Origin of the sequence: Microcoleus sp. Aus8_D2 (assembly GCF_036702665.1) — a bacterium.
In the GTDB taxonomy this organism is placed as follows: domain Bacteria; phylum Cyanobacteriota; class Cyanobacteriia; order Cyanobacteriales; family Microcoleaceae; genus Microcoleus.
Genome location: NZ_JAUBUN010000016.1, coordinates 85,701 through 98,443, shown reverse-complemented (window position 1 = coordinate 98,443; position 12,743 = coordinate 85,701). Strand labels below are relative to the sequence as shown.

Sequence of the window (12,743 nt, the reverse complement as noted above, 5' to 3'; positions counted from 1 at the left end):
TCCGACATCAATCAGCCCAACACCAACCCCAACCCCAACTCCGACACCAACTCCGACACCAATCAGGCCAACACCGACACCAACACCGATACTTGCAAGTCCAGGGATTATTATTAATCCGACATCGGGATTAGTAACTACAGAAACAGGCGGCACAGACAAATTCACCATCAAACTCAACAGCCAACCGACTGCTGATGTCAAAATCGACTTGGAAAGTTCAAATACAGCAGAAGGAAGAATTTCCTCACCATCGCTTACCTTCAACTCTGTTAACTGGAATTCACCGCAGACAGTAACGGTAACAGGTGTTAACGATAATGTAGATGACGGGAATAAAGCCTACACCATTGTTACAAAACCTGCTATCAGCAATGACAGTAAATACTCCGGGTTAAATGCAGCCGATATCATCGTTACCAATAACGATGACGATCCATCAACTACTACTAACTCTAATAGCGGATCTGGTACGAACTCTTCCGTCAAAACCGACGAAGAGATCCTAAACGAGGCGATCGTAACGTCTATATCTTCCCAAGCGTCTCTCAACAATACATTATTCTTCCAGCCAAGTTTCATTGGCGGTAATTTAACATTAGGTGCCGTAGGTGCAAGTCTCGTAGGTTTAGTTTATGACGGTTACATTTCCGGCGCAACAGTCTTTTTAGATGCTAACAAAAATGGCGTCAAAGATGCTGACGAACCATCAACTACTACTGACTCCAATGGTAAATATAATCTCCCGATTACCTTGGAGACTTTCGACAAAAATAAAAATGGGCAAATCGATCCAGAAGAAGGCAATTTAGTTGCTTTTGGTGGGACGGATACTGCGACAGGTTTACCTCTCGAAACTCCTCTTTCTGCACCTGGTGATGCCACAGTTGTTACTCCATTAACCAGTTTGGTAACTGGTTTGATGGCTGGGGGAATGACGCAAAATGAAGCTGAGTCAAAGGTTAAATCTACTTTGTCTATTCCGGCGGGAGTTGACTTATTAGAATTAGATCCGATCGCCTCTACAGCCAAAAATGAGCCTGGTGGTGCTGAAACTCTAGTCGCCATGACAAAAGTCCAAAATGTCATTATCCAAACCAGCAGCCTGATAGACGGTGCATCTACGGCTGATAATACTGCAATTACCAAAGCCGTTGTCGCGGCAATTAACAGTAAAATTAAATCCGGGGGTTCCTTGGATTTGAGCGAGGCGGCACAGGTAGAAGGCATTATCCAGCAATCTATTGCTAACGTTAAACAAGTTGATAGTAATCTCAACACTGAAAAACTTTCCCAAATTACTCCAGAATCTGCGAAGGTAATGGCTGAGGCAAATCAAAAAACGGATCGAGTTAAATCTAACTTTTTGCCACAGTTTATTCCCTCGGAAATTGCGAAAGTGCAAAAGGTGGCTTTAGGTGAAAGTGCGATCGCCCTTGAAGCAGCCGCCGCTGGCACAAAACCCATCGCACAGGTGGTTTGGGAAAATACAGGCGAATCTTTAACTGCCAAAATTCAAGGAAATCCACTACCGACTCCAACCCCGACTCCAGCCTCTACTCCGGTTGTCGAAGGCGATATCACTGAAGTTAGCAATACTTCTCCTGAAATTCTAGATGCTGAGGGCAAAAATCTTGTCGGTACTGATGATAGCGATACTTTAATCGGCGACAGCGGTAACGATTTTATCAGTGGTAAAAAAGCTAGTGATTCCCTCGATGGTGGCGTCGGTAATGACAGCATTTACGGTGGGCGGGGACTCGATACGCTGACAGGTGGCGGTGGCGATGACATCCTATTTGGAGGCCGCGGTGCTGACAGTTTGGAAGGCGGTGCAGGCAATGACAGTTTGTACGGTGGCAAGGGTAATGATACTTTGCTTGGCGGTACGGGAGATGATTTCCTCAGTGGCGAAAATGGCGACGATTTTCTGACAGGAGGTAGCGGGAGCGATCGCTTTTTGTTAAATTCAGGTGGTGGCTCAGATACGGTGCTTGATTTTGAGGTGGGTATCGATAAATTTGCGATCGACAATGGTTTGACTTTCCAGCAGTTAGAAATTAGTCAAACTGTGGGAGGAACGCTGCTGAAAGTTGCATCAACTGGTCAACTTTTGGCAACAGTGACTGGGTTGAATAGTTCAATTACCGCATCGGATTTTGTGTTGATTTAGATACAACTCCAGCACAGGGGAAAGCGCCCTGCGGGTCGCGTTCGCTATCCCGTAGGGAATCGCCCGCTTTTGAAATTACGACGAAGAAAAAGGCGATCGAGCTTCAAGTGAAATTGCTCAATGAGGATCTGAAAGCAGGAAGTATTACATTAGGGTTTGCTGAATTCGATGTCAATATATTAGGCGAGCAATCGACTATTTTTTCGAGAAGCCGGGTTCTTGCAAAACCCGGTTTCTACGTAATTCCTGCGAGATTAAACCTCAGAAGCCCGCAATTGTCCGCAGGCGGCATCTGCTTCTAAACCGCGAGAATATCGCACGCTAACTGCAATTTTCTTCTCTTTCAAAACCGCAACAAAATTGTTGATTCGATTGGGAGTCGGCCGTTGATATTCTGCTTCCTGAATCGGATTGTAGGGAATTAAATTGACGTGACACTGAAAACCGCGCAACTGAGTTGCTAACTCGGCTGCGTGTTCCGGTAAGTCATTGACATTGGCTAAGAGTACGTATTCAAAGCTTAACCTGCGTCCGGTCGATCGCACGTATTCGCGGCATTCTGCGACTAACTCGCCCAACGGATAAGGGCGGGCGCTGGGAATCAACTCTTCGCGCAGTCTTTGATTGGAAGCGTGGAGGCTGACAGCGAGGGTAACTTGGAGTTGATGTTCGGCTAGTTTGTTGATACGATTGCGGATTCCGACTGTGGAAATGGTGATGTTGCGCTGTCCAATTCCTACGTCTTGGTTCAAACACTTGACAGCGGCTACGACATTATCGATATTTAGCAGGGGTTCGCCCATCCCCATAAATACGATGTGGCTGACTCGGCGGCCGAAATCTTGCTGTACAGTCAAGACTTGATCGACGATTTCGTTTACTTCTAAATTTCGCTTGAAACCGCCTTTACCCGTAGCGCAAAAGTCGCAACCCATGGCGCAGCCAACTTGGGCTGAGACGCACACTGTCAAACGTTTTTCGGTGGGAATGCCGACTGTTTCAATAATTTGACCGTCTGCTAATTTTAGGAGATACTTTACTGTGGCGTCTGGTGCGACCGATCGCAAATGAATAGTCGAGCGCCCGATCGGAATTTTAGCAACAGTCTCGCGCCATTGTTTTGAGAATACAGAAATATCAGAGAGCGATCGGGCGCCTCTCTCATAAATCCACTGATACAACTGCTTTCCCCGATAAGCCGGTTGTCCCTGCTGCTGTACCCACTCCGTTAACTCAGCCAAACTCGCCCCCAACAACGGTGGAATTTTACCAGACTCAACAGCCAAAGCAGCAGTCTTGCGAGACTGATTCGCATCCCTGGAATTACCAGAAGAGTACACCTGAGAAACGGAGGTAGGAGACATAGGTCATAGCAAAAATTTAAAGCCACCCTCTATAGTAAAACTTCTCGACCAAAACTGCGGCCAATCCTTAAGAAGGCACTTATGCAGAAGCAGCAAGGCGCAAGGTATTGGTGTCAACAAACACGTCAAATGTAGTACCAGTCAACTGTCTGACGATTTAGGCCAGATCCCCCCTAGCCCCCCTTAAAAAGGGGGGGACAAGAGTATTCTCTTTCGTCCCCCTTCTTAAGGGGGATTTAGGGGGAAGAAGCCTCAGCGATAAACAAGAGATACAAAGGATTTCAGACTTAAGGTATCTCCTGACACAAATCTCCGCAACAAAGTTAATATTTGGCCAAATTCCCCAAATATTGCGTGTAAATGACCGCAGTCACCTAAAATAAACTCTGTAGTTTGTGAAAGGGTATGCAAATCTGACTGCTTTCCACCAAAAATAATTCAACTTTCATGGTGCTAAATATTCTCGCGCTACCTCTAGGCTTTCAATTTACATCGCCAGGCCCGATTATCTTTCAACTCGGCCCCTTAGCTGTCCGTTGGTACGGACTGTTGATAGCTTCTGCTGTCTTGATTGGGGTCAGTCTGTCCCAATATTTGGCCGAAAAGCGCCACGTTAACCCGGAATTGCTGGGGGATTTGGCAATTTGGCTGGTTCTAGGCGCTATTCCCTGCGCTAGAATTTATTATGTGGCTTTTGAGTGGCAGCAATACGCCCAGAGGCCTGAAGATATTATTGCGATTTGGAAAGGTGGAATTGCTATTCACGGGGCGATTTTGGGCGGCACGATTGCCGCTTTAATTTTTGCAAAAATCCAGCGAGTTTCTTTTTGGCAATTGGCAGATTTAATCGCACCTTCGGCAATTCTAGGTCAGGCGATCGGACGCTGGGGAAATTTCTTTAATTCTGAAGCTTTTGGCAGTCCTACGGATTTGCCCTGGAAACTCTATATTCCGGAAAACAATCGACCGCCAGCCTACGCTAGTTTTGAATACTTCCATCCCACATTTCTCTACGAATCTCTGTGGAATTTGACAGTATTTGGGTTGCTGCTGACTTTGTTTTTCCGCGATTTGCAGGGCAAAATTAGGTTAAAAATTGGTGCTTTGTTTTTGGTTTACATCGCAGCTTACAGTTCCGGTAGAGTCTGGATTGAAGGGCTGCGAACTGATAGTTTGATGTTCGGGCCGCTGCGGACGGCGCAGATGGTAAGCTTGACTGGGATTGTTTTAGGTTTGGGCGGGTTGGCTTGGCTTTATTTGCTCGATCGACCTTTGCCAGATGCGATATCAGCGACGGGCGATCGGTCAAAGGTTGCTCCCAAATCCCCAGAGGATCAATAAAAAACCCCAGAGACGTTAGTCTCTAGGGCTCAAAACCAGGGTGCATCTACCATCCCTTACTTCCAACCAAAATAGGTGCATCCGGAAACGCCGGTAAATTTAGCAAATTTTTTTTAGCAGCCATGACTTTGACAGAGATTGCATCCCTAATTCCAGGGGTATACATTGTAGGTGCAGGCCCGGGAGACCCGGATTTGTTGACTGTTAAGGCTCAAAAATTACTGGCTGCGGCTGATGTCATATTATTTGCCGATTCCCTAGTTCCCAAGCAAATTTTGGAGGGGGTGCGCGCGGATGCTGAAGTTATCCAAACGGCAGATAAGACTCTCGAAGAGATTGTACCTTTGATGGTGGAGCGAGTGCGGGCCGGCAAAAGCGTTGTCCGCCTTCATTCGGGCGATCCATGTCTCTACGGCGCAGTGGGCGAACAAATGCAAGCTTTGGCGGAAGCGGGAATTGCTTTTGAGGTAATTCCGGGAATTAGTGCTTTCCAACTAGCGGCGGCTAAACTTAAAATTGAGTTGACTGTTCCCGGAGTTGTGCAGACAATTATTTTGACCAGAATTAGCGGCCGAACTGAAGTACCAGAACGTGAAGAATTAGCTAGTTTAGCGGCTCATCAAGCGAGTTTGTGTCTGTATTTGAGCGCCCGCCACGTCGAACAAGCTCAAGCTAAGTTGATGGAACATTACCCGTCTGATTTGCCTGTGGCGATTTGTTATCGGTTGGGCTGGCCGGATGAGAAAATTGTGCTGGTTCCTCTTGACAAAATGGCGATCGCCACTCGCGAAAATAACTTGATCAGAACGACGATGTATGCGATCAGTCCGGCTTTGGGTAAAGATGTTCAAGGGCGATCGCGATTGTATCATCCAGAGCACGATCGGCTGTTCCGTCATTAGTCATTAGTCATTAGTCATTAGTCATTGGTTATTTGTTAGTTCCAATTACCAATGCCCCATCCCTCCGCTTCGATCCACCCCATGCCCAATGCCCTGTTTGGCCCATGCCCTATTCCCCATTCCCAATGAAAGATTTAACTCGCAGAGAATTTATCACTGTCACCGCATTAACCGCCGGATTTGCTTTAGCAGTTCATCCTATTTCTTTGGCAACTATTACCACAGATACAAAGGGTTTAGTTGCAGGTGAAGTAAAAATTCCCGTGAAAGACGGGCAGATTCCAGCATACAGGGCAATGCCAGCCAGCGGTAGCAATTTTCCAGTAATTTTAGTGGTTCAAGAAATCTTCGGAGTTCACGCGCACATTCAAGATATTTGCCGCCGTTTTGCCAAATTAGGTTATTTGGCGATCGCCCCTGAAATGTATTCCCGTCAAGGCGATGTTTCTAAAATCACCGATTTTCAAGAAATTATTAGTAAAGTTGTCTCGAAAGTTCCCGATGCTCAGGTGATGTCCGATTTAGATGCTACCGTCGATTGGGCGCAAAAGTCAGGAAAGGGCAATATTAATAAGTTGGGCATTACAGGATTTTGTTGGGGTGGCAGAATTGTCTGGCTGTACGCCGCCCACAACCCGAAAGTCAAAGCTGGTGTGGCTTGGTACGGGCGTTTGGCTAGCGATTCTACGGCTTTAACTCCCAAACAGCCGATCGACCTTGCAGCAACTTTGAAAGTGCCAGTATTGGGGCTTTACGGTGGCAAAGATGATTTAATTCCCAACGATACAGTCGAGAAAATGCGACAACTTCTCAAAACTGGCAGCAGCGGTTCCGAAATTGTGCTTTATCCAGATGCGCCGCACGGTTTTAATGCTGACTATCGCCCCACATACCGGAAAAAAGAAGCTGATGATGCTTGGAAAAAGCTGCAAGATTGGTTTAAGAAGCACGGAGTTGTTTGAGAGTTTTGAGTTTTTAGTTTTGAGTTAAAACTTACTCTCTTCCCGCTTAAATAATGCTGATCTAACAAACCGCGAAGACGCGAAGTGCGCGAAGTTAGAGAAAGAAGAGAAAAAGGCAATCTTGTCGATCGCCCTTAAGACAGTTGGGTTTGTGGGCCCGAGATTGGTAAACTGGGCGGTGTAGAATTTATCGATCGACAGGTAAGCCCGTGCTAGACGAACAAGCTAAAAAGACCATCCTGCGCAAAATCCCTCACGGATTGTACATCTGCGGTGTCAAAGACGGGGAGGAAGTCAACGGTTTCACCGCTAGCTGGGTGATGCAATCTTCCTTTACCCCTCCCTTAGTCGTCAACTGCGTCAAGCAAGACTCGAAATCCCACGCCATGATCAAAGCCAGCGGTGTGTTTGCTCTGAGTTTCCTAGAAGCAGGACAAAAAGAGTTAGCCCAGAAATTCTTTAAGCCGCAGCGCCGGGTTGAGAATAAATTTGAGGATGTAGAATTTTATCCTGGCCCCGAAACCGGTTGTCCGATTATCTCGGATACTCTGGGTTACATTGAGTGCAATGTTGTCGGTTCTGTGGAACACGGGGATCACACGGTTTATGTGGGAGAAGTTATCGGTGCCGGCGTTCACCGCGAAGGCGATCCGTTGCTGTTAGAAAGTACCGGCTGGAATTACGGAGGCTAGCTACTTAGCATCTGGTAGTTGTTAGTAAAAAAGACTAACACCGAGAAACCCGGTTTTTTGAATATTCCGGGTTTCTGAACACCAAACAAATTTTTAGGTTAAATGAGAGCGACGTGAAAAAGTTGCATCCGCCAACAATTGAATCAGTTTAATTGTTTACGAGATGCGACGGCATTGGCGTGTCCGGCGGGGGACTCGGCGAATGACAGATAATTTGTATCAGATTGAAAATTGTAGCAATACTTTTGAAAATTCGTATAAGATTGTACTAGGTGCAGGTAATTGAGATGTTCCATAACCCCGCTGCTTTAATTTCTCGATCGCCTGGGCTGCGGTTAACCCGGTATAGGCGATCGTAATTTTAAAGGTTAGATCTTGCTGTCCGTGCGCTTCGGCTATTTCCCAAAGTGTTTTGCCTGCTTCTGGTTGTTGTTCTTCCCATCGCTTGGAGCCACATCTGCCTGATTGTGGGCCGATACAGCCAATGCCACTCTCGCTGTTCTGCTAACCGCTGATTACTGTGTTCCGGTGCCATCCCAACACTCTATCTGCTTTTCTAGCAGTCCCCTGACAATATTTGTTGGTCATTTGCGCCATCAAGTCTCTGCGTTTTGCTTCAACCTTTTTTGAGGCTGCCAATCTCAAGTCTTCGATTTGCTCAACACTTAAATTCCTTTGGTCACTTTGAGGGTTTTCCCACTACTTCACTCTCTCTGTTCTTTTCCCAACCTTTATTTTAAATCCTTGAGTACCTTTTTTTGTGAAAATCGTCTCAACTCCAGTTATCTGGAACTGAAGTCCTAATTAAAAACGAGTGACTTCGCTGAGCGACATAATGATTGGCAACAAAACTTAAACAATTAAAACACGAAATCATACATTGACTTTATCCCTAGGAGCGGAACATGGAAGTTAATCCCTCTGAATTTATGAACGACCAACAAGAAGCAGCCAACGAAAGTACACCTCCACAACACCTCATTGAACTCGCAAGCAAAAGTACAGCACCACAACGCCTCATTGAACTTGCAAGGCTTACTACAGACATCGCACAAGTAGTTGCAAATAATCCTAGTGCGCCCGCCAATTTGTTACGAGAATTAAGTGTTAGTAGCGATGCTACCATCCGCGCTCATGTGGCAGCAAATCCCAATACCCCGACTGAAGTGTTGCTGGAGTTAGGAAGCGAATTTCCAGAGCAACTGTTAGGCAACCCTATCTTCTCTTTATTATTGCTAGAAAACCCGAATCTAGTCGAGCAAATTCCTTTAACTACTTTGCGGAGTATTCTCTGTGTAGAAAGCGTACCAGGATTTTTCCTGGAGTGGGCAGCCACTCACTCGGATTCAAAAGTGCAGTTAGCCGTAGCGACGAATAGTCAAACTCCTAAAACCGTATTGGAGAAGCTGATTCAAAACCCAAATTTTCTATTAGTAGAAGCCTCGCCGTCCTATATAAACTGGGCAGGAGAGCTAGTTCACAGCCTGGGGTCTCAAATAACAGAGGCATTGCACCTACACGTTAAATTAGCAGGAGAGATGACTCAAAGCTGGGATGAAGCAGCTCGTGAAATAATTCAGAACATTACCCTACAAGTATCCCAAGAACAGGAGAGAGGATACGCACTACTTGAGTTGCAAAAAATTGGCTTAATTCCCGATTTTATTCTCAAGCACCTGTGTGCCACAAAGCACCCTTCAGGTAAAGTGCATTACTGTTATCAAGTCCTGCTGGATGCCGCTAAGTCTGCAAATACTCCTACTAGCATTTTAGAGCAATTCGCGCAGGAAGAGAAGTTGCGCGAGGCGATCGCCTGGAACCCCAACACGCCTTTTGACGTGCTCAAAGAATTAGCAACAGATGACAATCATCTTGTTCGCATCAATATTGCCCTCAGTCCCCACACCCCAATTCCGATTCTTTTACAGTTAGCCCAGGATGATGATGCAGAAGTTCGCGCTCGTGTCGCCTGGAATTTCAACACACCTGAAAAGGTACTAGAGCAGTTAGCCGGCCAGTTAGCTTCTTTGAATTACAGCTACCTCCATACCCTTGAGGTTAACGGTTACAAAACTCCTGTGACAATCATCGAGCAAATGGCGATCGATCGGAGGAGTGAAGTCCGTAAAGGTGTTGCTAAATATCGCAATACACCAGCAAAGATTCTAGAAAAGTTAGCTGATGATGAGGAGACTGGAGTTCGCCGAATGGTAGCTCTGAATGTCAACACGCCTTTTCGCGTCCTTCTGGGACAGTTGGCTCGTGATGCGGATGTGGGGGTTCGATCTGCTGTTGCCATCAGGCTCAACGCTATCAATTTGAGTCCATTTTCTATTTTATCAGCAACAGACCTCCCCCAAATTATTGCGAGTTTGGAGGAAGCGCGAGAGTTTCAGGGTGCACCACAGATTAATTCAAATGATCTGAGTTTAGAAAGTTTTCTGGCTCGTGATTCTAATACCCTAGAGAGCCTGCTTCAATTATTAGCTCACCATGAAAATAGCTCTGCCCGCCGTTTTGTTGCTCAACTTCCAGATGCTCCTTTAAACCTCTTGGAAGAATTGGCTCAAGACAAGGAGGAGAATGTTCGATTGGGCGTTGCCATGAATCAAAATGCACCTGTGAGCCTCTTAGAAAAGTTAGCTAAGGATGAAAAAGATGAGATTCGTCGCTGTGTTGCCAAACATCCCAACACCTCTTTTAGTATTCTCGAACAACTATTTGACGATCGCAAATCGAGTGTTCGCCGAGTTGCAGTCGCACGCTACTTGGAGGTTCACCCTGAAGGTTTACCTGTGGTGCTAGAACACTACGCTAAAAATGCTCTGCCATTTTTTACCCGTCTCCTGATTTTCCTCCACCCCAAAGTTCCAGCGCGTATCCTGGCAGAAAACAGTCGATCCAAAGCTTGGCTGGAGCGTTATGCGATCGCCCAAAATTCTAATACATCAATTAATACCCTCACGGCTTTAGCTGTTGATATTAACCGCATTGTCCGTGCTGCTGCTCGAGCCAATTTACAACGTCACACTCAACAATCATGACCCCTACGGCTCTCAAAACATACCTCAATAACCTCGTCAAAAATAGCCTGCAAATCAGTACCATGATCTGGGGCGCTCCCGGCATTGGCAAATCCAGCATTGTGGCTCAAGTCGCCAAAGAACATAAGATTGACTTTGTGGACGTGCGCCTCTCTCAACTGGCTCCTACTGACCTGCGCGGCTTACCTGTGGCAGAAGATGGCATTTCCAAGTGGTATCCGCCAGAATTTCTGCCTCACTCCGGCAAAGGTATCCTGTTTCTCGATGAACTGAATATGGCTCCGCCGGCGATGCAGGGGATGGCTCAGCAGTTAATTCTCGATCGACGGGTTGGTTCCTACGTGGTGCCGGAAGGCTGGTACGTCTGGGCAGCAGGCAACCGCAAAGAAGACCGAGCTGCCGTCTTTGATATGCCAACTCCCCTCGCCAACCGCTTTTTACACCTCCAAGTCGAGCCAGATTTTGACAGTTTCAAAGCCTATGCCCTGGCGACTAAAGTACACGAGCAAATCATCGCCTTTCTATCTTTCCGCTCCAACCTGCTCCACAAGCTAGACCCTCAACAACCTGCTTGGCCATCTCCCCGCTCTTGGGTGATGGCAAGCCTTCTGCATCAAGCTGGACTAGACCTTGCACCTGCCATAGGTAGCGAAACCGCAGCCGAGTTTGCAGCTTTTATTAAACTCTACGAGAACTTGCCTGAACTGACGCGCATTCTCAGCAATCAAGGCGATGCCATTCCTTTTCCTGAGGAGCCTTCAGTCCGCTACGCCACCACAATTGGTCTGGCTGTACGAGCCAATGATGCTATCCAAGCTGACAATGCTTTCACTTGGCTCAGTAAGGTAGCTGCTGCTGAGTGGGTGCAGCTATTTGCCGTGGACTTGTTCCGGAGTATGCGAGCCAAAGAACAAATAGGAGCCCTGGCGACTCTGGTACAAAAGAATAAGCAACTTCAAGGTTTTCTGAAAGACTTTCAAGGCTTGGTGACTTTATGAGACTAGCACCAGAGATGGAACGGCTTATCAGTGGTTCGCTGTTGCGCCTGCGAATGAAATCCCCTTTTTTCGCCACCCTCGCACTGTTTACCCACTTCCTACCCACTCAATTAGTACCCACTGCTGCTACGGATGGTTGGGATATCTTCTTCAATCCCGACTTTTTGCGCTCCCTGCCTCCGGCCCAGGTTGATGGTTTGCTGCTGCATAAAGTGTTGCACGCGGCTCTGTTGCACGTACCGCGCCGGGGTGAGCGGCAACCGGAGCTATGGAATGTTTCTGCCGACATTGTGGTGAATGGGATGATTGCCCAACAGGGGTGCTTTGAACTGCCCCTCAATCCTTTGCGCGACCCAAAACTAGAACACTTGAGTGTGGAGGAAATTTATGAACTTCTGCTGCAACAAAACCCCAATTGCTCTATTTCTCAACCCGACTTGTTAAGTCAGTCCCCTTGTGATGCTTCAGGAGAAGGTGGGTTGGCTATGGGAAAGGGAGAGAGGTGGCAAGAGGCAGAGGGGAAGGCATCTCGCCAGGGAGCAGAGGGGAATTCCCCATTTCAAACAGATAGTGGTAGTCTCGCACAAGCAAAGCAGGCTGCTTTGGAAACTCACTGGCGAGATGCCATGCAGCAAGCCCTTGCGATCGCCCGCTCTACTAACAGTCAGGGGAGCATACCTGCTGGAATGCAGCGGGAACTCAGGGCATTAACCCGAGCTAAATTGGACTGGCGCTCCTACCTTTGGCGCTATCTGGTGCAGACACCTACTGATTTTATGGGATTCGATCGCCGTTTTATTGGTCGCGGCCTCTACTTGGAAGCTCTCCAAGGCGAATCTGTACAAGTTTTTGTAGCTGTGGATACCAGTGGCTCTATAGGAGACCAGCAAATGCAACTGTTCCTTAGTGAAGTTCAGGGGATTCTCAAGGCTTACCCTCACCTAACTTGTGACTTGTACTATGCTGACGCGCAAGCTTACGGGCCTTATTCTCTGGAATCCGATAGCGAGATTCCGCAGCCGATTGGAGGTGGCGGTACGTCTTTCGTTCCCTTTTTTGACCAAGTTAGCGTGAATCGTGACTGGCACAGCAGCGGGGTGTGTGTCTACCTCACCGATGGGTACGGCACCTTTCCACAGGAACCGCCTGTGCTGCCAGTTTTGTGGGTTGTGACTCCGGGAGGTTTGGACTTGGCGCAGTTCCCTTTTGGAGAAACTGTGCAATTGCTGTCAGCTTCTTAGAACTCGCCAATGTTGAAAGTATTTAA

9 protein-coding genes are annotated in these 12,743 nt (G+C 47.2%); 8 read left to right on the top strand and 1 reads right to left on the bottom strand.

Features of this window, described 5'->3' with window-relative positions:
* Positions 1-2,173 (top strand): calcium-binding protein (locus tag QUB64_RS15020; protein WP_333394112.1); only part of this gene is annotated, 2,173 nt, incomplete at its 5' end.
* Between the two features lie 254 nt (positions 2,174-2,427).
* On the opposite strand, the gene rlmN is transcribed toward QUB64_RS15020, so the two are convergent.
* Positions 2,428-3,537, bottom strand: coding sequence for a 23S rRNA (adenine(2503)-C(2))-methyltransferase RlmN (gene rlmN / locus QUB64_RS15015; protein WP_333271075.1), 1,110 nt, complete (start codon positions 3,535-3,537; stop codon positions 2,428-2,430).
* 447 nt (positions 3,538-3,984) lie between these two features.
* On the opposite strand from rlmN, the gene lgt reads away from it, so the two are divergent.
* From lgt to QUB64_RS14980, 7 genes are all read left to right on the top strand, one after another.
* Positions 3,985-4,878, top strand: coding sequence for a prolipoprotein diacylglyceryl transferase (gene lgt, locus QUB64_RS15010; RefSeq protein ID WP_333271078.1), 894 nt, complete (start codon positions 3,985-3,987; stop codon positions 4,876-4,878).
* 122 nt (positions 4,879-5,000) lie between these two features.
* Positions 5,001-5,780, top strand: coding sequence for a precorrin-4 C(11)-methyltransferase (gene cobM / locus QUB64_RS15005; RefSeq protein ID WP_333271081.1), 780 nt, complete (start codon positions 5,001-5,003; stop codon positions 5,778-5,780).
* Positions 5,781-5,905: 125 nt separating this feature from the next.
* Positions 5,906-6,742 (top strand): dienelactone hydrolase family protein, encoded by an 837-nt coding sequence (locus QUB64_RS15000; RefSeq protein ID WP_333271083.1) that lies wholly within the window; start codon positions 5,906-5,908, stop codon positions 6,740-6,742.
* Between the two features lie 209 nt (positions 6,743-6,951).
* Complete coding sequence (locus QUB64_RS14995) at positions 6,952-7,434, top strand: flavin reductase family protein (RefSeq protein WP_333271086.1); 483 nt, start codon at positions 6,952-6,954, stop codon at positions 7,432-7,434.
* Between the two features lie 905 nt (positions 7,435-8,339).
* Entirely contained in the window at positions 8,340-10,478 is a 2,139-nt protein-coding gene (locus tag QUB64_RS14990) for a HEAT repeat domain-containing protein (protein ID WP_333271089.1), read from the top strand.
* Positions 10,475-11,476, top strand: coding sequence for a MoxR family ATPase (locus tag QUB64_RS14985; RefSeq protein ID WP_333271092.1), 1,002 nt, complete (start codon positions 10,475-10,477; stop codon positions 11,474-11,476). Before QUB64_RS14990 ends, QUB64_RS14985 begins: the two co-directional genes overlap by 4 nt.
* Positions 11,473-12,717 (top strand): vWA domain-containing protein, encoded by a 1,245-nt coding sequence (locus QUB64_RS14980; protein ID WP_333271095.1) that lies wholly within the window; start codon positions 11,473-11,475, stop codon positions 12,715-12,717. The genes QUB64_RS14985 and QUB64_RS14980 overlap by 4 nt, the downstream gene beginning before the upstream one ends.
* The last annotated feature ends 26 nt before the right edge of the window (positions 12,718-12,743 follow it).

Excerpts from the sequence above, each read along its gene's own strand:
- rlmN (WP_333271075.1), bottom strand. The coding sequence starts at position 3,537 with ATGTCTCCTACCTCCGTTTCTCAGGTGTACTCTTCTGGTAATTCCAGG.
- lgt (WP_333271078.1), top strand. The coding sequence starts at position 3,985 with ATGGTGCTAAATATTCTCGCGCTACCTCTAGGCTTTCAATTTACATCG.
- cobM (WP_333271081.1), top strand. The coding sequence starts at position 5,001 with ATGACTTTGACAGAGATTGCATCCCTAATTCCAGGGGTATACATTGTA.
- QUB64_RS15000 (WP_333271083.1), top strand. The coding sequence starts at position 5,906 with ATGAAAGATTTAACTCGCAGAGAATTTATCACTGTCACCGCATTAACC.
- QUB64_RS14990 (WP_333271089.1), top strand. The coding sequence starts at position 8,340 with ATGGAAGTTAATCCCTCTGAATTTATGAACGACCAACAAGAAGCAGCC.
- QUB64_RS14985 (WP_333271092.1), top strand. The coding sequence starts at position 10,475 with ATGACCCCTACGGCTCTCAAAACATACCTCAATAACCTCGTCAAAAAT.
- QUB64_RS14980 (WP_333271095.1), top strand. The coding sequence starts at position 11,473 with ATGAGACTAGCACCAGAGATGGAACGGCTTATCAGTGGTTCGCTGTTG.